This is a genomic window from Streptosporangium nanhuense (assembly GCF_059358815.1).
On record NZ_JCADBG010000005.1, the window covers coordinates 274,816 to 300,218 of the forward strand.

The window sequence follows — 25,403 nt, forward strand, 5'->3', positions numbered from 1 at the left end:
CACCCCGCCTCGGGCGCGGTCTTGGCGGGAGCCGCTCAGTGGCCGGCGGCCGCGGCCTGCTCCCGGGCCAGCCGCTCCTCGCCCGACAGGGTGTTGAGCGGCTTCTCCTTGATGAACAGGACCGCCACCAGCGCGAGCGCGGTGAGCGGCACGCCGATGAGGAACAGTTCGGCGGTGGCGGTGGCGTACACGTCCTGGATGATGCGGACGACGGGGGCGGGCAGCTTGGAGATGTCGGGGACGGCGTCGCTGTTGCCGCCGGCGGCGGCCATCGGGCCGAGCTTCTCCGTCATGAGCGTGGTGATCCGGTTGGCCAGCACCGCGCCCAGGGCGCTGACGCCGACGGCGCCGCCCATGCTGCGGAAGAAGGTCAGCACCGAGGTGGTGACTCCCAGGTCGTGGGCGGGCACGTCGTTCTGGGCGGCGAGGACCAGGTTCTGCATGAGCATGCCGACGCCGATGCCGAGCACCGCCATGTAGATCCCGAGCAGCACCGTGCCGGTCTGGCCGTCGATGGTGCTGAGCAGGCCCATCCCGGCGAGCATGACGACGCCGCCGGCCACGAGGAAGCCCTTCCAGCGGCCCCACTTGGTGATGAGCTGGCCGGCCACGGTGGAGGAGACCAGCAGGCCGAAGATCATCGGCAGGCTCAGCAGGCCGGCGACCGTCGGCGACTTGCCGAGCGCCACCTGGAAGTACTGCGACAGGAAGACCGTGCCGCCGAACATGGCCACGCCGACCAGCACGCTCGCCACGGTGGCGAGGGCGACGGTGCGGTTCTTGAAGATGGTGAGGGGGATGATCGGCTCGGCCGCCCGCGACTCCACCCAGACCGCCAGCGCGAGGATGATCACGGCGCCGCTCACGAGGCCGGCGGTCCACCAGGAGCCCCACTCGAACTGGTTGCCCGCCAGCGACGACCAGATCAGCAGCGTGGACACGCCCAGCGTGATCAGCAGGGCGCCCAGGTAGTCGACCTTGACCTTCCTGCGCACCACCGGCAGGTCGAGCGTGCGCTGCAGCAGGACGATGGCCAGGATCGTGAACGGCACGCCGATGAGGAAGCACCAGCGCCAGCCGAGCCAGGAGGTGTCCACGAGCACACCGCCGATGAGCGGGCCCGCCACGGTGCCGACGCCGAACACGGCGCCGAAGATGCCGGCGTAGCGGCCGAGCTCACGCGGCGGGATCATGGCCGCCATCACGATCATCGCGAGCGCGGTCATGCCGCCGGCGCCGACGCCCTGCACGACGCGGCTGACGATGAGGATCTCCACGTTCGGCGTGAGGCCCGCGATCAGCGAGCCCGCCACGAACAGTCCCAGCGAGAGCTGGATCAGCAGCTTCTTGTTGTAGAGGTCGGCCATCTTGCCCCAGAGCGGCACCGTGGCCGTCATGGCCAGCAGCTCCGAGGTGACGATCCAGGTGTAGATGGTCTGCGAGCCCTGCAGGTCGGTGATGATGCGGGGCAGGGCGTTGGCCACGACGGTCGAGGCCAGGATGGATACGAACATGCCCACCATCAGCCCTGACAGCGCCTGCAGGACCTTTCTCCTGGAGGCGGGCGCCGCGGCCACAGACTCGGGCTGCGTGCTGGTGGATGTCATCTTTCCTCTGTTTCTCGGACGGGGACCGGCGCCTCGCGGGACTTCCGCGGACGCCGGGAGAACGGAGACGTTCGCCGGGGCGATCGGAGAAGGACGGTGACCGGGGCGGTCACGGGTCGGGCAGGCCGGCGGCGACCTGGGAGAAGGCCTCGTCGACCAGGTCGGCCAGCGCCGGGTGGCCGCCCGCGGCGCTCCAGCGCATCATCGCCGCCCGGAAGGCCGCCATGGCCACCGCGGTGACCAGCTCGGGATAGCCGGTCGTCCCCGGTTCGACGCCGGTCCTGCGCGCGACGGCGGCCGATATGGCCTGCTCGGTCTCGGTGCCGCTGGCGACCAGTCGCGGCAGGAGCGACGGGTTCTGCTCAAGGACCCTCAGCCGCAGCAGCCACTGCTCGCGCTGCCGCTGGACGTGTTCGGCCTCGACCCGCGACATCAGGCGCAGCGCCTCCAGGACCGGCACCCGCGCGGGCACGGCCTCCAGCCTCTCGCACAGCTCGGCGGCGGAGGCCGGGCTCGCTCCGACGAGCGCGTCCTCCTTGGACGGGAAGTAGTTGAAGAACGTGCGCGAGGAGAGGTCCACCGCCGTGGCGATGTCCTCCACCGTGACACCCGCCAGCCCGCGCTCGGCCACCAGCGTCAGGGCGGCGTGCTCCAGCGCCGCACGGGTCTCGAGCTTCTTCCGGTCTCTCCGGCCGAGCTCGTACGTGCTCTCAACGCTGGTCACGCCGTCAACAGTAGGGAAGAACTTTCAGATTCTGCAACATTTCATCATCTGAAGTGCGGAAGGTCACACGCGGGGACGAGGTGGGAGGGCGGGCGAACCGGGCGGAAGACCATGGGAACCCTCGGAGGCTCCGCGGGTGGCGTACCACCGCGGATTCACCGGAGCCCGCCGCGCGCGTCCCCCGGGACTTGGAGGACACTGGGCGGAGTGATCCATCCGAAGGGAGAGCATGAACGCACGTTCCGAGGCGAGCGGCCGCCTCACCGCGCTGGGCACACAGCTGCTCGAAGTGCACATCTGGCTCCGCGAGATGCTGGAGGACCTCCAGGACAGCGTCGACGACTACTTCGACGGCAGGGGGCTCCCGCCGCGGGACCTGCGAGCCCACTGCCTTTCCTTCTGCACGGCGCTGACGCGCCACCACACCGGCGAGGACAGGGGCGCGTTCCCGGCGATCGCCGAGGAGTTCCCCGAGCTGCGCAAGGTGCTCTCCGACCTGCGTACGGACCACAACCAGCTGGACTGGCTGCTGGGGAACCTGCAGAAGCTGCTCGCGTCCCTCCCGGAGGAACCCGACCCGGCCACGGCCTCCAAGGTGCGCGAGGAGGTGGGGGCGCTGTCGGCGATCATGCAGACACACTTCATCTACGAGGAGAAGAAGCTGATCTCCGTGCTCAACTCGATGGACGTCCCCGAATGGCGCGAGAACCGGCCCGACTTCCTGCTGGTCGACGACGAGGACGAGTTCTGAGCCCTTCCCGGCGAGGTCTCCCGCCGGGAGAGGGGCGATCGCGGGCCGTCGCGGCCCGGTGGCACGTCCACCCGCCGGGTGCCGAACCCGGGTTCAGGGCGTGACGGCGGGCAGGAACAGGGTCACGCTCGCGCCGCCCTCGGGGGAGGTCCGCAGGGACAGCGAGCCGCCCGCCGACTCCGCCGTGCGGCGGGCGATGTCGAGGCCGAGACCGGTCGACCCGGCACCGCTCTCGCCGCGCTGCGACGGGTCGGGTGTGGCGAACCCGGGACCGGCGTCGGCCACGGTCAGCAGCGCGCCGCCACCGGTCGCCTCCAGCCGTACGGAGAACGAGACCCCCTCCGGCGTGTGCGCGAACACGTTGCCGAGCAGGGCGTCCACGCAGGCGGCGAGGTCGTCCGCGGCGACCCCGACCGGCAGCGGGCCGGGGGCCAGGTCGAGGGTGAAGTGCCGCGACTGGTCCTCGGCGAGCACCGACCAGAACGCGACCCGCGCCCCGGTCACCGCCGCCGCGTCGCACTCGGCCCGCTCGCGCCCCCGCCGCCTGGCCTCGGTGATCACCGAGGTGACCGCGCGTTCCAGGGCGTCCACCCGCGCCTCGATCCTGGCCGACTCCTCGGGGTCGGCCAGCGACTCCGCCTCCAGCCTCAGCCCGGTCAGCGGGGTGCGCAGCCGGTGGGACAGGTCGGCGGCGCTCTCCCGCTCCTCCGCGAGCAGGCCGGTGATGCGCTCGGCCAGGTGGTTGAGGGCGACACCGACCGCCTGCACCTCCGGAGGGCCGTCGGGCACCGTCCTGGCGGACAGGTCGCCCGCCGCGAGCCGGTGCGAGACTCCGGCCAGCGCGCTGATCGGCCTGATCACCGCGCGGGCCAGCCGGTCGCCGACCAGCACGCCCAGCCCGACCAGGGCCAGGCCGAGCGCCGCCAGCCCGGCCCACACCTGGGGCACGCCCCTGGTCAGGCGGCCGTCGTCCAGGAACACCCGGACCACCGCCGTACCCCCGGGCGCCCCCTGGACCGCGACCAGGATCTCCCGCCCGCCGGGAGCGGCGGCGGTGACGCTGCGGCCGCGGGAGGCGAGTTCCACGGCGGTGGAGCGCGGCGCGGGGTCGCCGACCACCTCGCCGCCGGGCAGGAAGACGGTGACCGGGTGCTCGGCCTGCTCCGCGGTGAGCCGCAGGGTCTCGGTGTCCACCGCGCCGACCACGATCGCCACCGACTCGGCCTCGCTCTCGGCCTCGCTGACCGCCCCGCTCACCGCCACCGTGCGGACCAGCAGGGCCAGCGGGACCAGCAGCGCGATCAGTACGAGGGAGGTGGTCGCCGCGACCAGCAGGGTCAGCCAGCGCCTCATGCGGGGGCGGCCAGTCGCACGCCGACACCCCTGACGGTCTGCAGGTAGCGGGGTTCCTGGGACGTCTCGCCCAGCTTGCGGCGGAGCCAGGACAGGTGGACGTCCACCGTCTTGTCGGCCCCGCCGTAGGGGATCTGCCAGACGTGGGTGAGTAGCTCCCGCTTGGTGACCACCTCGCCGGGCCGGGCCGCCAGGTAGTGGAGCAGGTCGAACTCCCGGGGACTCAGATCCAGCGGCGTCCCGTCGAGGGTGGCCTCCCGGGTGCGCGGGTCGATCCGCAGGCCCCCGACGGTGACCGCGCTGTCGGCGCGGCTCTCACCGGCCATCCGCCGGAGCACCGCCCGGATCCGCGCGTCGAGCTGGGCCGCGCTGAACGGCTTGACCACGTAGTCGTCGGCGCCCGCGTCCAGCAACCTGACCATCTCGGCGTCGCCGTCCCGCGCGGTCGCCACGATCACCGGGACCCGGCTCACCGCCCGGAGCATCCGCAGCAGGTCAAGGCCGTCCATGTCGGGCAGACCGAGGTCGAGGACGACCAGGTCGGGGCGTTCCTCGACGGCCAGCCGCAGGCCGTCGAGAGCGGCGGGAGCGGACGACACGGCGTGGCCGCGGTCGCGCAGGCCCCGGGTGAGGGAGGTGCGGATCGCGGCGTCGTCCTCGATGAGCAGCACGTTCGACATTTGCCGCCACGTTAGCCCCCTCCCGTACCGCGTCAAAAGCGGGTTAGCCGCTCCTTAGCGTTGTCTTATCGTTTTCGGTGGCACAGTGAGGACATGCGCAAGCGTTTCTCCCTGGTCGTGGCCGGATGGCTGATCACCGGGCTCCTCGCGATCGGTGTGGGGGTGGCGGTGATCGACCGGCTCAGCGAGCCGCTGACGGACACCGGGCTGCGGCCGCTCTCCGCCGCCGAGGTCGACGAGGCGCTCGCCCTCGCCTCGTCCCTGCCCAACGCCCTTCCGTCGTCAGTCCCGCCCTCGGTCCCCCCGTCCGTTTCCACGTCCGTCCCGCCGTCGGCCCCGCCGGCCGAGGGCACCCCCGCGCCGACCGTCACGGTCACCGCCACCGCCACGCCCGCCGCGCCCGCCGCGGAGCCCGGCAAGAGCCGGTTGATCACGACGGCGGGCGGCAAGGTCATCGCCCGCTGCGAGAACGGCCTGGTCACCCTCCGGTCATGGAGCCCCGCCCAGGGGTTCCAGGCCGACGACGTCGAGCGCGGGCCCGCGAGCCGGGCCCGCGTCGAGTTCGAGACCGAGGAGGACGAGGTCAAGGTCGAGGTCCACTGCGCGGCCGACGGCTCACCCGTCCACCGTGTCCAGACCTGACCCCCCTGACCCCGCTGACCCCGCGCCCGGGGAGTCCGGGAGCGGCCGTCAGCCGCAGCGGCTCGCCTCCTCCTCCGCCGAGTCCGCGTCCGGAGCCTCGTCGGCCACGGTGACCGAGAGCTGGGCGGTCGAGGCGACCAGGCTGCCCCCGGGCGACTTGGCGGCCTTCTCGTCGACCACGATCCCGCGCTCGCCGAGCAGCTCGTACGTCTTCGCGTCGAAGATCAGGTCCTGCCTGACGCCGTCGACGCCGACCCTGCCGACGCCGATCCCCTCGCGGCCCGCCGCGTCCTCGGCCCGCTTGGTGACGTCGACCCCGGGAATGGTGGCCACCGCCTTGAACAGCGCCGCCCGCTGCGCCGGGGGCATGTAGGTCTCCCTGAGCATGTCGCCCGCCGCGGTGAAGGCCGCCTCGTCCTTGGAGTTGCCGCCCCGGTCGCCGGTGTAGAGGTGGGCGCGCATCCCCTCGGCGTCCGTGGGGAGCCTCTTGAGCGCCGCGTGGTCGGTGCGCATGTACTCGGGGGTCTTCCCGCAGTTCACCAGCGGGAGCGTCTCGACGCCGGTCTGCTCGTACGCCCTCTCGGGGATCGGCCAGCCGGGGTAGGCCCTGGGCTCCAGGTGTTCGACCTGCAACGAGCCGTTTTTCGTCCCGTCGGCGGACAGCCAGATGACCCGCTTGGTCCGGTAGAGGTAGCGGGTCTCCCCTTCGGTCTCACCCGTCTCCGCGTTCGTCCCCATGCCGCTGAAGGAGCCGTACATCGTCTCCGACTCGACCTTGACGAACTGGTCGTCGCGCGGCGCCAGGTCCGTCTTCGCGGCGGCCCGCGCCGCCCTGTCGAGCACCTCGCTCGCCGAGACCTCGGCGATCTCCGGCATCGTCACCACCACCTCCCGCACGGCTCCCCGCGAACCACCTTGGGAACCCGTCAGGGTGATCGCGGTCGCCCCCACCGCCACCGCGAGCGCCCCGGCCACCGCCATCACGTACGGCCCGCGCCACCGCGGGGCCCATCCCCGGGCCCGCGGCGTGGCGGCCGCGGCCAGCCCCCGCCGGGCCGCCTGCCTCGCCCTCTCGTCGTACGCGGGCGCCTCGGGCCGGATCGCGGCCACCAGCTGGATCTCGTCATCGTTCATCTGTGCGACTCCAGGGAGCGGCGGATCTTGATCCGGGTACGGGAAAGGCGGGACCTGACGGTCCCGATCGGGATGCCGAGCGCCTGCGCGGCCTCCTCGTAGGACAGGTCGGCCCAGGCCACCAGCAGGAGCAGGTCCCGTTCGGCGGCGCCGAGCCCGGCCAGCGCGGCGGCGAGGGCGGGCCTGAGCCGGTCGGCGGTGACGCGCTCGGCGCTGCGGTCCTCGAACTCGGCCGCGCGCTCGGGAGCCTGCCGGGCGAGCGCCTTCAACCTGCGGGTCTCCGACCTGCGGTGGCCGGAGATCAGGTTGGAGGCGATCCCGTACAGCCAGGGCCTGGCGTCGGCGCGGCCGAGGTCGTACCGGGCCCGCTTGCGGAAGGCGACGAGGAACGTCTCGGCCGTCACGTCGTCGGCCGTGGTCACGTCGTCCAGCCGCCGCGCCACGTACCGGTGGATCTCGTCGGCGTGGCGGTCGAAGAGCCCGGCGAACCTGTCGGGGGCCGTCAGGGACTCGCCGATCAGCGTCGCGTCGGTCGCGTCGCCGGCGGGTGGGAGCGACGGGAGGGCGTCGGCCCGTTGGGGGAGACCCAGTGTCACCACCCGCTTCGTCCAGTCGTTGTCACGGTGCATCCTTACCGGAGCGCGTCCGCGCTCTCACCTCCTACTCCGCCGGTCACCGGTATCGGGTTCCATAGATGTATATGTCTCCCTTGGGCGTCGAGTCGCCGGAGGTACCACCGCCCGTGATCGGCCGCCACTAGGATCCGCCTTCACGAAACGGGTGCGAAAGGGAGAGATGATGAGCGCTCAGAAGGCCGGGGGCGGCAGACGGCTGCTGCTGAAGGGGTTCCTCCTCACGGTCGCCCTGCTGGTGGTCTCCGGGTTCGCCCTCAGCGCGTGCTCGCGGGTGAGCACCCAGCCCGACGAGGTGGTCCTGCACTACGCGGGCGGCGTCCTGGAGGCCATCAAGTTCGAGAAGTGCATCAACCCCTCCAGCGGCGCCACGCTCCTGGGCCCCGGCGACAACGGGTACTCCTACCCGTTCGGCCAGCGGACCTTCGACTTCTCCGGGGCGGACGACGCCGAGTCCAAGCCGTTGTCGGTCGTCTCGAAGGACAACGTGGAGATGACCGTGTCCGGGGTGGCGACGTTCACGCTGAACACCGACTGCAGGACGCTGCAGCAGTTCCACGAGAAGATCGGGCTGAAGTTCCGCGCCTACTACGAGGAGGGCGAGTCGTCCGACGGCTGGCGGCGGATGCTCAACATCTACATGCGGGTGCCGCTGGACCGCGCGATGGACGCCGCCTCGCAGGAGTTCGAGTGGCGAGGGCTGTTCAACGACCCGAAGGTGAAGCAGGCGTGGGAGGCGCGGGTCGGCCAGCTCGCCAGGGAGTTCATCAAGGCGACGGCCGGGGGCGACTACTTCTGCAACCAGAACTACGGGGGCAGCGGGCAGTGCGGTGACATCTCCCTCACCATCCAGAAGCCCGAGCCGCCGGAGGCCCTGGTCGCCGCGCTCGCCTCGGAGCAGGCGGCCAAGGCGGAGAACGTCGCGCAGACCCAGCGCAACGCCAAGGTCCGCACCGAGATCGAATCGATCAAGGATCTCGTCAGGGTCCTCGGCCCGCAGGGCGCCGTGCTCTGGCAGGCCATCCAGAAGGGGCAGGTCAGCGTGGTCCCGGTGCCGCAGGGCAGCAACCTCAACATCACCCCTCCGGGCCGCTGATCCGCTGACCTCGACGTTCCTCTCGGGGGCGCTGGTCCGGTGACCTCGACGTCCCCCTCAGGGCCGCCGACCCGCTGACCTCGACGTCGTTCCCCGGGGCCGCCGTTCGCGGTGGCCTCCGGGGCCGTCGGTCCCTCCGCCCGGAACCCCGTCGGGCGGGGGCCGTCGCCGGACGGTCCCGTGCCCGTGGCCTTCCTACGCCGTGCCGTCCGCCCCGGCGGGCATGACCGGGCCCAGCTCGGCACCGAAGTCGTGCGCGATCCTGCGCATGCCCTCGGCGAGGTCGCGCCGGTCGAGCGCGGTGATGCGCTCGGCCGGTCCGGACACCGACAGCGCGGCGATCGTCCGCGCCCCGTCCCGTACGCCCACCGCCAGGCAGTGCACGCCCAGCTCCTCCTCGCCCAGGTCCATCGCGTACCCGTGCTCCCGCACCCGCTCCAGTTCGGCGAGCATCCCCGGCAGGTCGGTGATCGTGTTGGCGGTCCTGCGCGGCATGCCGGTCCGCTCGACCAGCGAGGCCACCTCGGCGTCCGCCCTGCCGGCCATCAGGACCTTCCCCACGGCCGTGCTGTGCGGCAGCACCCGCCTGCCGACCTCGGCGAACATCCGCAGCCGCCTCGGCGAGGGCACCTGGGCGACGTAGACCACGAAGTCACCCTCCAGCACCGCCAGGTTGGCCGTCTCGCCCGACAGCTCGACCAGCCTCGTCAGGTACGGCTGCGCCCACACGCCGACCATGCGCTCGGCCACCCCGCCGAGCCGCACCAGCGCGCCGCCCAGGGCGTAGCGGCGGTCGGACTCCTGGCGCACGTAGCCCCGCGCGAGCAGCGTGCGCAGCAGCCGGTGGATCGTCCCGTACGGCAGTCCGGTCCTGGCGGCGATCTCCGAGAGCCCGGCCTCGCCGCCCCGCTCGGCCAGGGCCTCCAGCACGTCCAGCGCCCGGTCGACCGACTGCACCGCGCTCATGCGGCCCCCTCGGTCCCGTACCGGCCGGGCCGCCCGCCCACGAGGCCCCCGCTCACGGCACCCCCGCCAGCCCGCGCAGCGAGGCGTCGAGGACCTGGGCGGTGTGCGCCACGGGAAGGGGGGCCTCGCCCCGGCGGCGGATCGCCGAGGCGATCTGCATGGTGCAGCCGGGGTTGGCCGAGACCAGCAGGTCGGCGCCGGTGGCAAGCACCCGCTCCGCCTTGCGGTCGCCGAGGTCCCTCGCGGTCTCCGGCTGGAACAGGTTGTAGGTCCCCGCCGAGCCGCAGCAGATCGCCGACTCGGCGATCTCTCTCACCTCCAGGCCGGGCACCCCCTCCAGGAGCTTCCTGGGCTCGGACCGTATCCCCTGGGCGTGGGCCAGGTGGCAGGCGTCGTGGTAGGCCACGGTGATCGGCAGCGGGTGCCGCTCGGCCGCCGGGCCGAGCGCGACGAGATACTCCGCCAGGTCGACGGTCCTGATCGCCCGTGCCCGGTCGGCCCAGTCGCCGTCCTCGCCCTCCAGGATCTCCGCGTAGTCCTTCATCGTCGACCCGCACCCGGCGGCGTTGACCACGATCGTGTCGACGCCCGCCCGCTCGAAGGTGGCGATCGTCCGCTTCGCGAACCGCAGGGCCTGCCGCTCCTGGCCGGAGTGCAGTGACAGCGCCCCGCAGCAGCCCTGCGACGGCGGGATCACCACGTCGCAGCCCTCCATCGCGAGCACTCGGGCGGTGGCCGCGTTGACCTGCGGGAAGAACTCCCCCTGCACGCAGCCGGTGAGCATCCCGACCGTGGCCCTGCGCGTCCCCCGCGCCGCGACCCTGCCCGGCAGCCGCACCCTGTCGGCGGCCGGGGGAGCGAGGTCGGCCATCGCGGCCAGGGACGGGTTGATCCGCTCCAGCCTCGGCGCGACCGCCCGGCGCAGCCCGGCGCTGAGCCGCAGCGGCAGCCGCATCGCCCGCAGCCGCCGGGGATAGGGGAACAGCTGGAAGACCAGTGCCCGCAGCGCCCTGTCGTCGGGCTCCCGCACGTGCACCCGCTCCACCTCGGCCCGCGTCTGCTCGATCAGCCGGTCGTACCTCACCCCCGACGGGCAGGCGGTCACGCACGCCATGCAGCCCAGGCACGCGTCGAAGTGCCCGGCCATCTCCGGCGTCAGCGGGGTGCCCTCGACGTGCTGTTTCATCAGGTGGATCCGGCCGCGCGGGGAGTCCATCTCCTCGCCCCACAGGACGTACGTCGGGCACGAGGGCAGGCAGAACCCGCAGTGCACGCAGTCGTTGATCAGCTCAGGGTCCACGTCAGATCCCTCCCGCGAACCGGCCGGGGGACATCCTCCGGCCGGGGTCGAACCGTTCCTTGACCCGTCGCATCAGCGGCAGGGCGCCCGACGGGCCCCAGCGGTCGACCCCGCCCGCGAGGGCGGGGGGCGCGGCGAGCACCGTCAGCCCGCAGGGGGCGCAGCCGAGCCGCCGCAGGTCGTCGCGCACGCCCGTCACGAACCCGGCGAACTCCGCCGCGCCGACGCCCGTAGGCAGCGCGACCTGCAGCACCGCGGAGGCGACCGACCCGCGCACCCGCGCGGGCAGCCCGCGCGCGGCGACCGCGCGCAGCGCCGGGTACGCCGCGGCGGGCGGGACCCGCAGCTCCAGCAGCACCTCCTCGCCGGGCGGCACCGCCCACCAGGCGGGCGCCTCGGTGGTGATCCGCGCGCTCCCGTACTCGTCCATCGGCTTGCGCACGGCCTCGGCCCGCGCGCCGGCCGCCACCCCCTCGACGAGCGCGGAGACGGCAGGCCCGCCGGCGAGGTCCGGCCAGTCCAGCTCGACGGCGCTCGGCTCGGCCTGCGAGGCGGCGAGCTCGGCGACCAGCCCGGCGAGCGCGTTGTTCGCGGCGGGGCCCGGCAGGTCCACGGTGACCCAGCGGCGGTCGGCGGGGACCGGGTGGAGGCGGAAGGTGGCCTCGGTGATGACGCCGAGCGTGCCGTACGAGCCGGTGAAGAGCTTGCCCAGGTCGTAGCCCGCGACGTTCTTGACGACGTTGCCGCCCGAGGAGGCGATCGTGCCGTCGGCCAGCACGACCGTGATGCCGATCAGCAGGTCGCGGGCGGTGCCGTAGCGGAACCTGCGGGGCCCGGCGACCGCGGTGGCGAGCGTGCCGCCGACCGTGCCGGCGCCCAGGGGGGTGTCCAGGGCGAGTTCCTGCCGCGATCGCGCGAGCGTGGCGCCGAGGACGTCGAGGGGCAGACCCGCGCCGACCCGTGCCACGAGGTCGCCCGAGGAGTGCTCGACCCCCGACTCGACCCCCGGCTCGGCCCCGGACCCGTCGCCCAGGAGCAGGCAGCAGGTGTCGATCAGCAGGTCGCACCGTTCGGGCGGGTTGCCCCAGTCGAGCTTGGTGCCGTCTCCCACCGGGACCACGGCCAGGTCGTGGGCGGCCGAGACGCGCATCAGCGCGGCGACCTCCCCGGTGTTCTCCGGCAGGGCCACCCAGCGCGGCGGGACCCCGCCCACCGCGTCGTCGGCGGTCGCCTCCCTGATCGTCACGCCCGTCTCGCGCAGCGCCTCCAAGAGTGCTCCCATCAGAAGTGCTCCGCCTGTCCCGACTCGACCAGCGGGTGCACGCCCTTGCGGACCCCGGGGACCTCGCCGCACAGCCGGGGGGTCGGGAAGATCTTGCCCGGGTTCGACAGGCCGCGGGGGTCGAAGGCGCAGCGCACCAGCTGCATGGTGTTGAGATCGTCCTCGGAGAACATTTTCTGCATATATCTGGACTTGTCCACGCCGACGCCGTGCTCGCCGGTGATGGAGCCGCCGTGCTCGATGCACAGGTCGAGGATCCTCCCCGAGACGATCTCCGCCCGCTCGCCCGCGCCCGGCTCCGCGTCGTCGAACAGCACCAGCGGGTGCAGGTTGCCGTCACCGGCGTGGAAGACGTTCGCCACCCTGATGCCGTACTCGCGGGAGAGGGCGTCGATGCTCGCCAGCACCCCCGGCAGCGCGGTCCGGGGGACGACGCCGTCCTGGACGATGTAGGCGGGGCTGATCCGGCCCACCGCGGCGAACGCCGACTTGCGGCCCCGCCAGATCGCGGCCCGCTCCGCCGGGTCGTCGGCGACCCGTATCTCGAACGCGCCGCTCTCCCGGCAGAGCCGCGTCACCTCGTCGAACTGGTGCGAGACCTCCTCGGCGGGGCCGTCCAGCTCCACGATGAGCACCGCCCCCGCGCCCTCGGGGTAGGCGCACGCCACGGCCGCCTCGGCCGCCTCGACGGCCAGGGCGTCCATCATCTCGACCGCGGCGGGCACGATGCCGCCGCCGATGATCGCCGACACCGCCCGCCCGCCCCGCTCGATGTCCTCGAACGCCGCGAGCAGCGTCGTGACGGCCTCGGGCAGCCTGCTCAGCCGTACGACGACCTTGGTCGCGATGCCGAGGGTGCCCTCCGAGCCGACGAACGCGCCCAGCAGGTCGTAGCCGGGATCGGTGTCGGAGAGCTCGACGATGTCGCCGTCGGGGGTGACGATCTCCAGGCCGACCACGTGGTTGACGGTGAAGCCGTACTTCAGGCAGTGCGCGCCGCCGGAGTTCTCCGCCACGTTGCCGCCGATCGTGCAGACCTGCTGGCTGGAGGGGTCGGGCGCGTAGTAGTAGCCCAGGTCGCGGACGGCCTCGGTGATCGCCAGGTTGGTGACCCCCGGCTCCACGGTCGCCCGCCGGTTCGGCAGGTCGACGGAGAGGATCCGCCGCATCTTCGAGGTCACCACCAGCACCCCGTCGGCCCGGGGCAGGGCGCCGCCCGACAGGCCGGTCCCGGCGCCCCTGGCCACGAACGGCAGGCCGTACTCGTTGCAGATCCTCACCACGGCCGCGACCTGCTCGGCGCTTTCCGGCAGCACCACGACGCCGGGGGTGACCCGGTGGTAGGTCAGCCCGTCGCACTCGTAGGTGCGCAGCCGTACGGGATCGGTGATGACCGACCCGGGGCCGAGGAGTTCCTCGAACCTGCGGGCCGGCTCGTCCAGGGTCTTCGTCGACATCGTTCCTCCTCCGGCGTGCCCGGCGCGCCCGGCGGTCCGGCGCCGCCGGTGATCTCCGGCCTGCGCCGGCCGATCGAGGACGGCACCCGTGTCGTCCGCGTCATCTGTGTCTCGAATTCTCGCTCAGCGCGGCGGCGCCGGCGTTCCTGCCGTGCCTCGGGCCCTCGTCCACGAGCCCGGCGAAGCGGGGCTCACCGGCCGCCCGCTGCGATGCCCGGCAGTCGGCGGGGGAGGGCGGCGTGCGGGCGGGCCCCGAGGGGGAGCGGCGGATGCGCAGGTGGAGCCGGCCCTTGATCATCGTGATCAGGACGCCCCTGGCCCATCCCTCGTCCGCGGTCTTGCGCGCGTAGAACTCCCTGGTCGCCCTGCTGTCCAGCATATCCAGCAGGACGATGTGGTGACCCCAGGGAATCGGCCGGGCCGTCTGCGGTATGGAGTCGGGCCAGGCCGCCGCGAAGGCCCTCATGTAGAGGAGGTTGGTCCGTGAGTACCCCATGGCCTCGGGGAACGCGCCGCGCAGGTCGGCCGAGAGCCGGGGCACCGCCCTCCTGCCCCACTCGTCGTCGGGCTGCCGGTCGAGGATGTGGCGGCCGATCCGCCAGTACTGCCGGATCAGCTCGGTGTCGGTGGTGAGCAGTGCCACCCGCCCCCTGCTGCCGATGATCTCGCGCTTGACGGCGTCGAGCAGCGCTTCGTACTCGCCCCGATCGGCTCCTACGCCGTTCCTGTCATCGCTCATGCACGCAAAGTATCCACTCGGCCCGGCGCCCGCATCCGCCCTCGACGACCACCCGGAGTGAGGAATCCCCGCCGGGGGATGAGGATTCCTCACCGTCGGAGTGGTCAGGTCACGACATACGCGCATACGCCGGGAGAGTAAGGAACTCCGCGAAGTCGTCGTCCAGGGCGACCTCCTTGAACAGGGCGGTGGCCTGACCGTAGAGGGCCTCGTCGTAGCCGGGCTCGGCCTCGATCTTGGCGAGCTCCTCGTCGATGATCCTCTCGACCAGCTCCCTGGTCACCACGGCGCCGGTGTCGGCGAGCTCGATGCCGTTGTGGATCCACTGCCAGACCTGGGAACGGGAGATCTCGGCGGTCGCCGCGTCCTCCATCAGGTTGTGGATCGCCACCGCGCCCAGCCCGCCCATCCAGGCGGCCAGGTAGCGCAGCGCCACGTCCACGTTGTTGCGCAGTCCCGCCTCGGTGATGTCGCCGGGGGTCTTGGAGACCGAGAGCAGGTCGGCGGCGGAGACGGAGACGTCCTCGCGCAGGCGGTGGAGCTGGTTCGGCCGGTCCTCGAGGACGGCGTCGAAGACGTCGCGGCAGATCGGCACGAGGTCGGGGTGGGCCACCCACGAGCCGTCGAAGCCGTCGCCGGACTCGCGGGTCTTGTCGGCGGTGACCTTCTCCAGGGCGACCTTGTTGACCTCGGGGTCGCGCCGGGAGGGGATGAACGCGGCCATCCCGCCGATGGCGTGGGCCCCGCGCCGGTGGCAGGTGCTGACCAGCAGCTCGGTGTAGGCGCGCATGAACGGGGCGGTCATCGTCACGGCGTTGCGCTCGGGCAGCAGGAACTCGCGGCCACGGGTGCGGAACTTCTTGATCACGCTGAAGAGGTAGTCCCAGCGGCCCGCGTTGAGGCCCGCGCAGTGGTCGCGGAGCTCGTAGAGGATCTCCTCCATCTCGAACGCGGCCGGGTAGGTCTCGATGAGCACCGTGGCCCGGATCGTCCCCTGGGGGATCTCGAGCAGCTCCTGCGCCCTGACGAAGACGTCGTTCCAGAGGCGGGCCTCCTGGTGCGACTCGATCTTCGGCAGGTAGAAGTAGGGGCCCTTGCCCTTGGCCATCTGCCGCCGCGCCGAGTGGAAGAAGTAGAGGCCGAAGTCGACGAGGGAGGCCGAGAACGGCCTGCCGTCGAGGGTGAGGTGCTTCTCGTCCAGGTGCCAGCCGCGGGGACGGACCACGATGGTGGCCAGCTCGGTGTCCGGCTTGAGGGCGTAGCTCTTCTCCCCGGCGGAGAAGTCCAGGGTCCGGTCGAGCGCGTCGCGCAGGTTGAGCTGGCCGCCGATGGTGTTCTCCCAGGTGGGGGCGTTGGCGTCCTCGAAGTCGGCCAGCCAGACCTTGGCGCCCGAGTTCAGCGCGTTGATCGTCATCTTCCGGTCGACGGGACCGGTGATCTCCACGCGGCGGTCCACCAGGCCGGGCGCGGGCGGGGCGACGCGCCACTCGGACTCGCGCACGTGCCTGGTCTCGGGCAGGAAGTCGAGGGTGCCACCGGCCGACAGCTCGGCCTGGCGGGCCTGGCGGGCCTCAAGCAGCTCCAGGCGCCGGCCGTCGAACTCGCGCTGGAGGGCGGCCACGAAGGCCAGCGCCTCCGGCGTGAGGATCTCGTCGAAGCGGTCCTGGATGGGGCCGCCGATCTCCACACCGTCCATGGGTCCTCATTCCTCACATATTTCCGCATGGTGGAAAAGTAATTCTGAATTGTGGAATCGACGCTACTTGAGGGTCGGTTACCGGTCAAAGGCAGGGTCTCCCTCAGGGGTCGCTCGGGGAGTTCCCCGATGATCTGGGAGGCGTACTCGGACACAGTGAGACCAGCACCCTCCGCGGAGGGGCGGAACGGGCCGGTCGCACACGGGAGGCGAAGACTTCCCCGAGGGAATCGAGGATTGAGCGCATGAGGAAGAACATGCTGGTCGCCGGGGCGGTCGTGGGGTCGGTGTTCGTGCTCTCGGGATGCGACTTCGCCCTCGACTTCCGCGAGCGGCAACAGGAGGTCGTCTCCTACGACGTCACCGACAAGCTGACGGCCCTGGACGTCGCCACCGGCTCCGGCGACATCGTGGTCACCGAGTCGGACCGGGAGTCGGTCCACGTGACCGAGACCATCCACTGGCGCGGCGACAAGCCCACCCCCAGCCACCCGGTGAACGGCGGCACGCTCACCCTGCGCGACGAGTGCCGGAGGAACTGCTCGGTCGACTACAAGGTCGAGATCCCGAGGAGCCTCACGACCAGGCTCGACACCGGCTCGGGCACCATCACGATGCGCGGGCTGACCGGGGAGGCGAACGCCACGAGTGGCTCCGGCGACATCGAGGCCGGTGGCCTCACCTCCAAGCGGTTCACCGCCGAGGCCGGCTCCGGCGACGTCGAGGCGAGGTTCTCCGCCCCGCCGGAGGGAGTCCGGATCGAGACCGGGAGCGGCGACGTCGTCGCCTACCTTCCCCAGCAGGGCTACGACGTCACCGCCGAGACCGGCTCCGGCGAGGAGACCGTGGAGGTGACCAAGGACCCCGCCTCCCCCCGCAAGGTCACGCTGAGGACGGGCTCCGGCGACGCCCAGGTCCTGCTGCCCTGACGCCGCGGGCCCGAGGCGTTCTCCGGCGCCCAGATCAGGGGGTGCCGGGGTCCGGTGGGGACGAAGTGGTGATAACCAGGTGATGGCGCGGGGGTTCCCGTGGCACCATCGAGGGGAAGAGACCCGGGGTGTTCGAGCGTTCACTCATACGGGAAGAACGATACGCACCAACCATCTGAATGGAGCGACGACATAGACACTCGTGAGCCGCTGGACATCGACCGATTCGACGACCTGCTCGACAACGGTGAGATGGACCTGGCCGAGCGCCAGGCACTCCGCCGGGTGGCGGGCCTCTCCACGGAGCTGGAAGACGTCACCGAGGTCGAATACCGCCAGCTGCGGCTTGAGCGGGTCGTCCTGGTCGGCGTCTGGACCTCCGGAACGGCGACCGACGCCGAGAACTCCCTCCTGGAGCTGAAGCTTCTCGCCGAGACCGCGGGTTCGGAAGTCCTCGAAGGGCTGATCCAACGCCGGCAGAAGCCCGACACCGCGACCTACATCGGTTCGGGCAAGGCACAGGAGCTCGCCGACATCGTCTCCGCCACCGGTGCCGACACCGTGGTGTGCGACGGGGAGCTGAGCCCCGGCCAGCTCCGCCAGCTCGAGGAGATCGTCAAGGTCAAGGTCATCGACCGGACCATGCTGATCCTCGACATCTTCGCCCAGCACGCCAAGAGCCGCGAGGGCAAGGCGCAGGTCGAGCTCGCGCAGCTCAACTACCTGCTGCCGCGCCTGCGAGGCTGGGGTGGCAACCTGTCGCGCCAGGTCGGCGGCCGCGCCGCGGGCGGCGTCGGCATGGGCGGTCGCGGTCCCGGTGAGACCAAGATCGAGCTGGACCGCCGCCGGATCCGCGAGCGGATGGCCAAGCTGCGCCGCCAGATCGGCGGGATGACCACCGCCCGCGTGACCAAGCGCTCGCGGCGCACGCAGCGCGAGGTTCCCGCCGTGGCCATCGCCGGATACACCAACGCGGGCAAGTCCTCGCTGCTGAACCGGCTGACCGGCGCGGGAGTGCTGGTCGAGGACTCCCTGTTCGCCACGCTCGACCCGACGGTCCGCAGGGCGCAGACGCCCGACGGCCGCCTGTTCACGCTGGCCGACACCGTCGGGTTCGTCCGGCACCTGCCGCACCAGCTCGTCGAGGCGTTCCGCTCCACGCTGGAGGAGGTCGGCGACGCCGACCTGATCCTGCACGTGGTCGACGGCTCGCACCCCGACCCCGATTCGCAGCTCGCCGCGGTGCGAGAGGTGATCGGCGACATCGAGGGCGCCCGCGACATCCCCGAGATCGTGGTCATCAACAAGGCCGACGCCGCCGACCCGGTGGTGCTGGCCCAGCTGACCGCCAAGGAGAGCCGCACCGTCGTGGTCTCGGCCCGCACCGGTGCCGGGCTCGACGAGCTGAGGGCCGTGATCGAGCGGGAGCTGCCCCGCTTCGACCAGGAGATCAGGCTTCTCGTGCCGTACGAGCGCGGCGACCTGATCTCCCGGGCGCACAAGGAGGGGGAGGTTCTCGGCGTCGAGCACACCGGCGACGGCACGGTCCTGCACGCCAGGGTCCTGCCCGGCCTCTTCGCCGAGCTGGAGAAGACCGCCAAACCGGTCGAGACCGCAGTCTGATCCTCAACGGCCACCCGGGGTGACCGCCGTGCCGACACGGCACCGGTCACCCCGGGTGGCCGTTCGCCTGCCCGGCACCGGTCGCTTCAGACGACCGTTCCCGGCCCGTCGGGTCCGTCCGCGCACCGGTGCCGACCGGTGCCGTCCGCTGGCGCTCCGGTGCTGTCAGCGACGTGCCTCGCGGCGGAACATCACCAGCGCCACGTCGTCCTCCCTGGCGCCGAACCGCTCGATCAGCCGGTCGCAGAAGACCTCCAGGTCCTTCTCCACCCGCTCCGCCAGATGCCGTACGATCTCCAGGCTCTCGTCGAGCAGCTTGTCGCGGTCCTCGATCAGCCCGTCGGTGAACATCAGCACCGAGCCTCCCTCGGGGACGCTCACCCGGTCGACCCGGTAGGTCTCCTCGGCCACCCCCAGCAGGAGGTTGCCCAGGCGGTGGTAGCGGGCCTGGACGTCCGCGACGAACAGGGGCGGGATGTGCCCCGCGTTCGCGATCTCCATCTCCCCGGTCGCCGGGTCGAGCAGGAGCAGGCACACGGTGGCGGTCATGCCGGGGTGGTAGCGCCGCAGCACCTCGTTGAGCAGCGCCATCGACGCGCCGAGGTCCGAGGTGCCGATGACGGAGGCGCGCAGCGCGTGGCGCAGCTCCGCCATGACGGTGGCGGCCAGCAGCGAGTGCCCCTGCACGTCGCCGATGGCGATGAGCACCCGGTGGCCCAGCCGCAGGACCTCGTAGAAGTCGCCGCCGACCTCGACGTTGTCGACCGCCGGCTGGTACCGCCAGCTGATCGCGACCCCGGGGGTCTCGGGGAGCCGCGCCGGCAGCAGGCTGCGCTGCAGGGTGAGGGCGATCGCGTGCTCCTCGGCGTACGCCCGCAGCGCGTCCACGGCGAGGGCGAGGGCCTGGCCGAGCTGGCGCAGCACGTTGGACTCGTCGGTGTCGAGCGCCGGATCCGCCACCACCCCGAGGTAGACGGGAGGGCGGCCCAGCTTGGTGCGGCAGACCACGGCCGATACGTCACGGCCGAGGGTCGAGTCGGGCATCAGGTTCACCCAGTCGGCGGCCGGGACCGTGAAGACCTGGGTGCCGGCGGCGCCGCCCAGGGACATCGCGCTCAGGCCGGGCAGCGTGTTCGGCGCCGCGACCTTGGCGACGGCGCCTTCCGACGGGAACGCGGAGAACCTGCGGGTCCGGCCGTCGGGGGGCAGGGCGAGCGTGCCCGCGTGCCGCCCCAGGATTCGTGAGGTTCCCTCGACGGCCGTGGCGAGGAGCTCGTCGAACGTCTCGGCGGAGTTCATCGAGAGCGTGACCTCGGTGAGGGCGGCCAGCCGCAGGGCCATCAGCTCGGCCCGCTGCCGGGCGCGGTAGTAGCGCAGCGTGGCCTCGACCGTCGCGGCGAACTCGTCCGGTTCGACCGGCTCGGCCAGATAGGCGTCGGCCCCGCGTTCGAGTCCGTGTGCCCGGTCGGCCGGGGTGATCGCCGCCCCGGAGATCTGGATGACCGGGATGGAGGACGTCGCCGGGTCGGCCTTGATCTGCTCGCAGACCTCGTAGCCGCTGATGTCGGGCAGCCGTACGTCCAGGACGACGAGGTCCGGCCGGAGCTCCCTGACCTTGACGAGCGCCTCCATGCCGCCGGTGGCCTGCACGACCTGGTGCCCCGAGCGCCGCAGCCAGCTCGACAGGATGTACAGCTTGGTCGGGGTGTCGTCCACGACCAGCACCGTCGCCCCGTTGTTACCCATCGACGCGTCCGAGGGCGCTTTCCATCGCCTCCAGCAGCATGTCGCGGCGGAGCCCCTGTTTGGGGATCATCATGTGCGCCCGCTCGGGGACCTGGCGTGAGGTGGCGACGGTCACGACGACCACCGGGATCTCCCGCAGCCGCTCGTCGTCCGACATCCGCAGCATCAGCGCGGTGCCGTCGAGGCGGGGCATCAGCAGGTCCACCAGCGCGATGTCGGGTGGGTTCTCCTTCATCATCTCCAGTGCCATCAGTCCGTCGGAGGCCTCGTCGACGTGCGCGGCGAACCCGGTGAGCATCCGGCGTACGCCGGCGCGGAACTCCTCGTCGTCGTCCACGACGAGCACCCGCCCGACGACGGGAGCCCCGTCGTGCCGGTAGGGAAGCCTCAGGGTGACCGTGGTGCCGGACCCGGCGACGCTGGTCAGCTGCAGCGCGCCGCCCAGCGCCTCCGCCAGCCGCCGGGCGTACGGCAGGCCGAGCCCGGTCCCCTTGCTCCGCACCTGGATCGGCCCGGGTACCTGGAAGAACTCCTCGAAGACGCGTTCCAGGTGCTCCTCGGGCACGCCTATCCCCGTGTCGGTCACGGTGAAGACCAGATCCTGGGTGGTCGCGTCGAGGTTCACCGCCAGCTTGACCTCGCCGCGCTCGGTGAACTTCAGCCCGTTGGAGAGCAGGTTGCGCAGGATGCGGGTGAGCATCATCTCGTCCACCAGCATCTCCTGCGGCGCCTGCGAGACCTCCACCGTGAGCGTCACCCCGTCGTTGCCGGTGGTGGGGTGCAGCGTCATGCGCAGCCGTTCGGCCAGGGCCACCAGGTCGACCATGGAGGGCTGTGGATCGAGCCTGCCCGCCTCGGCCTTCGCCATGTCCAGCAGCTCGCTCACCAGCGACAGCAGCGTCTCCGCCGAGGAGCCGATGAGGTTGATCTGGTGAAGCTGCTCGGTGGCGAGCGGATCCCCGCCGGGGCCCACCAGCAGCCGGACCAGGCCGATGATCGAGTTGAGGGGGGTGCGCAGCTCGTGGCTGACGGTGGCCCAGAACCTGTTCTTCGCGTCGCTCGCCGCCCGGAGCTGCGCGGATTTCTCGTCCAGCTCGGCGTAGAGCGCCACGACGCCGCGGTTGGTCTCCTCCAGCTCCTCGGACAGCTGGTTGTAGAGCGCCAGCACCCCCTGGTTGGTCTCCTGCAGCTCGGTGTTGAGCTGCAGGACCTCCTCCAGGGTCGTGGCGAGCTCGTGGTTCTGCCTGCGAAGCTCGTCGAGGGCGGTGGTGGGTGCCGAACCGGCGACCTTGGCGCGGATCTCCTCTGCCGAGAGTCTCGGCTGGCGGCCCTGCGGGAGCCGTTTGACCATGCTGATTCTTCCCTCTGCGGGATCGAGCTCGATGAGGTCGACGAGACGCCCCGCCAGCGTCACGCCGTCCGATGGGCGGAAGTCGGCCTTCGCCGGGAAGTCGACCGCGACGAGCAGGGCCTCCCGCACCAGCCGGAAGGAGACGGAGAGGTCGGTTCCCGCCTCGACGAACTCCCTGCCGATCTCGCTCAGCGCGGTGGCCACCCGGATCTGGTCCTGGGTCTCCAGCCCCACGCTCTCCGCCACCTCGCGGCCCAGCTTGCGCATGGCGAAGACGTCCTGGTCGTCACGGACATGGATCCGGACCAACTCGTCCCCGGTCATGCGCCGGGCCTGACGACCACCACACAGGCGTCGTCCCTGCGGGTCCCGGCCTCGCGCAGCAGCGTGCCCGCGACGACGGAGGGCAGGCGCGTGACGAGCCCCGGGTAGGAGGTGATGTCCCAGCGTTCGGTCAGGCCGTCGGAGTGGAGCAGGACGACACTGTGCGGCGGCACGGTGTACTCGTACTGGCGCAGGGTCCTGGCCTTGTGACCGGCGATGCCCGGGACGGAGATCATCCCCTGGCGGCCGTCGTTGTGGGCGATCCACGCGGAGACGTTGCCGAGGCCGGCGAAGCTCACCGTCCCCGCGGCGCCGTCGACGCGGGCCACGGCGACCGCGCCGCCCCTGGTGTGGCCGAGGCCGGCGTGGATGCGCTCCAGGGCGGTGACCGGGGCGAGGTCCGCGTGCCGCAGGAACAGCCGTACCGCCTCCTGGGAGGCCTGGGCGGCCGCGGGGCCGTGGCCGAGGCCGTCGCAGAGCATCACGGTCGTCGTGGCGCCCTCCTCGGTGACCACGAACGCGTCGCCGCAGACGGTCTCGTCGCCGATCGGGCGGGTCAGGCCGCTCACCCGGGACGGAGGGCGGGGGGCGCCCTGCGCGACGAAGTACATGCCGAGGACGGTGCCCCGGCTGGGGATGGAGTGGACCTCGTACCCGCTGGCCATCCGGGCGATGCCGCCCAGCCCGATGCCGAGCGTGCCGGTGGTGGAGTAGCCGTCGCGCAGGGCGCGCGAGACGTCGCCCATCCCCGGCCCCCGGTCGATCGCGAGGACCTCCACGGCCGAGTCCAGCTCCGGATGAGGGCGGATCAGCATGACCCCCTCGGTCGCGTGCTTGACCAGGTTCGACGCGGCCTCGCTCACCGCGACGGCGACGCGCCCGGTGTCCTCCTCACTGAACCCGCGGATCTCCGCGAGCGTCACGGCGGTACGGCGAAGGGCGCCGATCGCGCTGGCGTCCTCCGCCCGTACCCAGGTGTCGTGCTGGGAACGGATCAGCGCGCCCATTTCGTCACCGTGATCAACGTGCCCTCACCGGGAGTCGATTCCAGGTCGAACTCGTCGACCAGGCGGCGGGAGCCGCTGAGGCCGAGGCCGAGGCCTCCGCCGCTGGTCCACCCGTCGGTCAGTGCCTGATCGATGTCCGGGATGCCGGGTCCGTTGTCGCTGAAGACCATCCGCAGGCCCTTCCGCACGCCTTTGTGGACGACCTCGACCCTCACCTGCCCGCCTCCCGCGTAGACCAGGGCGTTGCGGGCCAGCTCGCTGGCCGCGGTCACCACCTTGGTCTGGTCGACCAGGGACAGGCCCACGTTCACGGCGACGGTCCTGACGTGCTGGCGGACCAGCACGACGTCGCCGCTGACGTTGATGGGCAACTCCTCCGCGATCGTCACCAGGCGGCCGTGGAGCGCTCGGAGTTTTCGATCTGGTTCAGCAGCGTGACACCCTTCTCGAGGTTGAGCGCCGTGCGCACACCGCCGAGGGAGAGGCCGAGCTCGACGAGGGTGATCGCCACCGCCGGCCGCATGCCGACGACGATCGTCTCGGCGTCGAGCATGCGGGAGATCGCCGCGATGGTGGCCAGCATCCGGCCGATGAAGGAGTCGACGATCTCCACGGCGGTGATGTCGATGATCACCCCTCGCGCGCCGGTCTCGACCACCTTCTCCGACAGGTCCTCCTGGAGCGCGAGCACGCTCATGTCCTGCAGGTCGATCTGGATGGAGACGATCAGGATGTCGCCGAGCTTGAGGATGGGGACGCGGTCCATCAGCCCTCCACCGTCCGTACCGCGATGCGAGACTCCCCGCCCTTGACGAACTTGACGCCGCTCGCCCGCAGCGTGTGGGCCAGCGCGTCGGCGAGGGTGGCCTTGGTCACGATGTCGCCGAACTCGATGCCGAGGGTGACGATGGTGTGGGCGATCTGCGGGCGGATGCCGGAGATCACGCACTCGGCGCCCATCAGCCGGGCCGCCACCACGGTCTTGAGCAGGTGCTGGGCGACCTCGGTGTCGACGGCGGGCACGCCCGTGATGTCGATGACCGCGTGCTCGGAGCCAGTGTCGACGAGCGTCTGGAGCAGCTTCTCCATGACGACCTGGGTCCTGGCCGAGTCGAGCGTGCCGACCAGCGGCACCGCGACGATGCCGTCCCAGAGCTTGACCACCGGGGTGGACAGCTCCAGCAGCTGCTCCGCCTGATCGATGATGATCTTCTCCCTGGCCGACGCGTAGCTCTCCATGGTGAAGAGCCCGAGGTCGTCGATTACCCGGGAGAACCAGATGAAACCTCGCAAGGCCTCCGGAGAGCCGTCCTCCTCGACGATCTCGTAGAGCGCCTCCTTCAGGCCGAAAACCACGATCGCGGTCTCGGTCGGGGTGAATCCCTGGCGGGCACGGTCCCGGGAGAGCTCGGCGAGCAGGCCGCGCAGATCGCTGAGGTCGCCGGAGTCGCCGAACGACTGGCGCAGCGCCTGGTACAGCTCGCGTAACTGGTCGGCGAGTCCTCCGCGATCCGCCTGATTGCCGGTCCCGCCGGTGGAGGAACGGGCGATCTCAAGCCAGCGCTTGAGGATGCGCGCCTCGTGCTCCTGGAAAAGTTCTTCGATGCGACGCCGACCGGCGTCCGCGTGGACGGACAAGGCAACTCCCATGCGTACGACCTGGAGACAACTCGCACGAAAGGTTACATGGAACGTCCTGCTTACAACCTTTTTTGGGGGTTCGCTGGGCCGCTTGTGGTCAGAGCTTCAGGAGGGTGGGGGGACCGGGTCGGACGTATCACGTTACGGGCCTCGCGGGTGTCCTCCGGGACAGGTGATCCGTCTTTTCCGGGACAGGTGACCCGCGCGGAGCCCGTGGAGATCGCGGGTGACCGGGGGGCCCCGGGGGCCCCGGGGGGCCGCGGGGGGCCAGGGCGGGTCGGGGAAGGGCGCGGGTGGTCGCGGAGGGCCGAGGAGGGCCGCGGGTGGCCGCGGAGGGCTGGGAAGGGGGCGGGCCGAGGGGGCGCGGAGGGGGCGCGGAGGGGGCGCGGAGGGGGCGCGGAGGGGGCGCGGAGGGCCGGGGGAGGGGGAGCCGAGAGGGTGCGAGCCTTCCGGGCGTCAGCTTAGAGTGGTGGTGAGCGGTGTTTCAATGCCAAAACTTGCGTTCCGGAGCCCGTGAGGGCTGCACTACAAGAACGCGAAAACGTACAAAAGCCTCAAAAGTGACAGTGGTCGCCCAAGGTTTGGATTGCTACCATAAGGCAAATCTAGCGAGATGTTATGACGCAAGTTGCTCTGGTGACTACTGTTACGGGCGATGAAGAAGTAGTCTGAGCTGTGGAAAGTTGCTCAACGCCACACGTGATCGTCGAGCCGGCGGGTGAG

Annotated in this window: 23 protein-coding genes; 5 read left to right on the top strand and 18 right to left on the bottom strand. The window is 71.6% G+C overall.

Features of this window, described 5'->3' with window-relative positions; translation table 11 throughout:
* Nucleotides 1-35: 35 nt before the first annotated feature.
* The gene (locus tag AC5L38_RS12910) at nucleotides 36-1,607 is read right to left on the bottom strand and encodes an MDR family MFS transporter (RefSeq protein ID WP_495243002.1); all 1,572 of its coding nucleotides are present in this window, start codon (nucleotides 1,605-1,607) and stop codon (nucleotides 36-38) included.
* A 109-nt stretch (nucleotides 1,608-1,716) separates the two neighbouring features.
* On the bottom strand, nucleotides 1,717-2,331 hold the full coding sequence (locus AC5L38_RS12915) for an acyl-CoA-like ligand-binding transcription factor (protein WP_495243003.1): 615 nt from the start codon (nucleotides 2,329-2,331) through the stop codon (nucleotides 1,717-1,719).
* 229 nt (nucleotides 2,332-2,560) lie between these two features.
* Here AC5L38_RS12915 and AC5L38_RS12920 point away from each other — a divergent pair, with 229 nt between their 5' ends.
* A complete protein-coding gene (locus AC5L38_RS12920; RefSeq protein ID WP_495243004.1) occupies nucleotides 2,561-3,082 on the top strand; it encodes a hemerythrin domain-containing protein in 522 nt (173 codons plus the stop codon).
* 93 nt (nucleotides 3,083-3,175) lie between these two features.
* Here AC5L38_RS12920 and AC5L38_RS12925 read toward each other — a convergent pair whose 3' ends face one another.
* Together AC5L38_RS12925 and AC5L38_RS12930 are read right to left on the bottom strand one after the other, a co-directional pair.
* Complete coding sequence (locus AC5L38_RS12925; RefSeq protein WP_495243005.1) at nucleotides 3,176-4,435, bottom strand: HAMP domain-containing sensor histidine kinase; 1,260 nt, start codon at nucleotides 4,433-4,435, stop codon at nucleotides 3,176-3,178.
* Nucleotides 4,432-5,115: a response regulator transcription factor gene (locus tag AC5L38_RS12930; RefSeq protein WP_329091950.1), complete on the bottom strand. Its 684-nt coding sequence runs from the start codon at nucleotides 5,113-5,115 to the stop codon at nucleotides 4,432-4,434. Before AC5L38_RS12930 ends, AC5L38_RS12925 begins: the two co-directional genes overlap by 4 nt.
* A gap of 93 nt (nucleotides 5,116-5,208) precedes the next feature.
* Between AC5L38_RS12930 and AC5L38_RS12935 the strand changes: the two genes are divergently transcribed.
* Nucleotides 5,209-5,757 (top strand): hypothetical protein, encoded by a 549-nt coding sequence (locus AC5L38_RS12935; RefSeq protein ID WP_495243006.1) that lies wholly within the window; start codon nucleotides 5,209-5,211, stop codon nucleotides 5,755-5,757.
* A gap of 48 nt (nucleotides 5,758-5,805) precedes the next feature.
* On the opposite strand, the gene AC5L38_RS12940 is transcribed toward AC5L38_RS12935, so the two are convergent.
* The gene (locus AC5L38_RS12940) at nucleotides 5,806-6,891 is read right to left on the bottom strand and encodes a CU044_5270 family protein (RefSeq protein ID WP_495243007.1); all 1,086 of its coding nucleotides are present in this window, start codon (nucleotides 6,889-6,891) and stop codon (nucleotides 5,806-5,808) included.
* On the bottom strand, nucleotides 6,888-7,520 hold the full coding sequence (locus tag AC5L38_RS12945; protein WP_495243008.1) for an RNA polymerase sigma factor: 633 nt from the start codon (nucleotides 7,518-7,520) through the stop codon (nucleotides 6,888-6,890). Before AC5L38_RS12945 ends, AC5L38_RS12940 begins: the two co-directional genes overlap by 4 nt.
* A 169-nt stretch (nucleotides 7,521-7,689) precedes the next feature.
* On the opposite strand from AC5L38_RS12945, the gene AC5L38_RS12950 reads away from it, so the two are divergent.
* On the top strand, nucleotides 7,690-8,619 hold the full coding sequence (locus AC5L38_RS12950; RefSeq protein WP_495243009.1) for an SPFH domain-containing protein: 930 nt from the start codon (nucleotides 7,690-7,692) through the stop codon (nucleotides 8,617-8,619).
* A gap of 195 nt (nucleotides 8,620-8,814) precedes the next feature.
* Here the strand turns inward: AC5L38_RS12950 and AC5L38_RS12955 are convergent, their stop codons facing one another.
* The 6 genes from AC5L38_RS12955 to aceB form a co-directional block, all read right to left on the bottom strand.
* Nucleotides 8,815-9,585: an IclR family transcriptional regulator gene (locus AC5L38_RS12955; protein WP_495243010.1), complete on the bottom strand. Its 771-nt coding sequence runs from the start codon at nucleotides 9,583-9,585 to the stop codon at nucleotides 8,815-8,817.
* A gap of 52 nt (nucleotides 9,586-9,637) precedes the next feature.
* Nucleotides 9,638-10,885, bottom strand: a complete 1,248-nt coding sequence (locus tag AC5L38_RS12960; protein ID WP_495243011.1) for a (Fe-S)-binding protein — start codon at nucleotides 10,883-10,885, stop codon at nucleotides 9,638-9,640.
* Between the two features lies 1 nt (nucleotide 10,886).
* Nucleotides 10,887-12,167: an FAD-binding oxidoreductase gene (locus tag AC5L38_RS12965; RefSeq protein ID WP_495243012.1), complete on the bottom strand. Its 1,281-nt coding sequence runs from the start codon at nucleotides 12,165-12,167 to the stop codon at nucleotides 10,887-10,889.
* Entirely contained in the window at nucleotides 12,167-13,624 is a 1,458-nt protein-coding gene (locus AC5L38_RS12970; RefSeq protein WP_495243013.1) for an FAD-binding oxidoreductase, read from the bottom strand. The genes AC5L38_RS12965 and AC5L38_RS12970 overlap by 1 nt, the downstream gene beginning before the upstream one ends.
* A 100-nt stretch (nucleotides 13,625-13,724) precedes the next feature.
* On the bottom strand, nucleotides 13,725-14,363 hold the full coding sequence (locus AC5L38_RS12975) for a DUF1016 N-terminal domain-containing protein (RefSeq protein ID WP_495243014.1): 639 nt from the start codon (nucleotides 14,361-14,363) through the stop codon (nucleotides 13,725-13,727).
* Nucleotides 14,364-14,472: 109 nt separating this feature from the next.
* Complete coding sequence (gene aceB / locus AC5L38_RS12980; RefSeq protein ID WP_495243015.1) at nucleotides 14,473-16,059, bottom strand: malate synthase A; 1,587 nt, start codon at nucleotides 16,057-16,059, stop codon at nucleotides 14,473-14,475.
* A gap of 245 nt (nucleotides 16,060-16,304) precedes the next feature.
* On the opposite strand from aceB, the gene AC5L38_RS12985 reads away from it, so the two are divergent.
* Nucleotides 16,305-16,988, top strand: a complete 684-nt coding sequence (locus tag AC5L38_RS12985) for a DUF4097 family beta strand repeat-containing protein (RefSeq protein ID WP_495243016.1) — start codon at nucleotides 16,305-16,307, stop codon at nucleotides 16,986-16,988.
* A 252-nt stretch (nucleotides 16,989-17,240) separates the two neighbouring features.
* Nucleotides 17,241-18,611, top strand: a complete 1,371-nt coding sequence (hflX, locus tag AC5L38_RS12990; RefSeq protein WP_495243017.1) for a GTPase HflX — start codon at nucleotides 17,241-17,243, stop codon at nucleotides 18,609-18,611.
* Between the two features lie 165 nt (nucleotides 18,612-18,776).
* On the opposite strand, the gene AC5L38_RS12995 is transcribed toward hflX, so the two are convergent.
* From AC5L38_RS12995 to AC5L38_RS13020, 6 genes are read right to left on the bottom strand one after another with little or no spacing between them, the layout of a single operon-like run.
* Nucleotides 18,777-20,357, bottom strand: coding sequence for a SpoIIE family protein phosphatase (locus AC5L38_RS12995; RefSeq protein WP_495243018.1), 1,581 nt, complete (start codon nucleotides 20,355-20,357; stop codon nucleotides 18,777-18,779).
* Nucleotides 20,350-22,032 (bottom strand): ATP-binding response regulator, encoded by a 1,683-nt coding sequence (locus AC5L38_RS13000; protein WP_495243019.1) that lies wholly within the window; start codon nucleotides 22,030-22,032, stop codon nucleotides 20,350-20,352. The genes AC5L38_RS12995 and AC5L38_RS13000 overlap by 8 nt, the downstream gene beginning before the upstream one ends.
* Nucleotides 22,029-23,039, bottom strand: coding sequence for an ATP-binding protein (locus AC5L38_RS13005; RefSeq protein ID WP_495243020.1), 1,011 nt, complete (start codon nucleotides 23,037-23,039; stop codon nucleotides 22,029-22,031). The genes AC5L38_RS13000 and AC5L38_RS13005 overlap by 4 nt, the downstream gene beginning before the upstream one ends.
* On the bottom strand, nucleotides 23,027-23,428 hold the full coding sequence (locus AC5L38_RS13010; RefSeq protein WP_495243021.1) for an anti-sigma regulatory factor: 402 nt from the start codon (nucleotides 23,426-23,428) through the stop codon (nucleotides 23,027-23,029). Before AC5L38_RS13010 ends, AC5L38_RS13005 begins: the two co-directional genes overlap by 13 nt.
* Complete coding sequence (locus AC5L38_RS13015; protein ID WP_495243022.1) at nucleotides 23,425-23,805, bottom strand: STAS domain-containing protein; 381 nt, start codon at nucleotides 23,803-23,805, stop codon at nucleotides 23,425-23,427. The genes AC5L38_RS13010 and AC5L38_RS13015 overlap by 4 nt, the downstream gene beginning before the upstream one ends.
* Entirely contained in the window at nucleotides 23,805-24,689 is an 885-nt protein-coding gene (locus AC5L38_RS13020) for an STAS domain-containing protein (RefSeq protein WP_495243023.1), read from the bottom strand. Before AC5L38_RS13020 ends, AC5L38_RS13015 begins: the two co-directional genes overlap by 1 nt.
* Nucleotides 24,690-25,403: the final 714 nt, after the last annotated feature.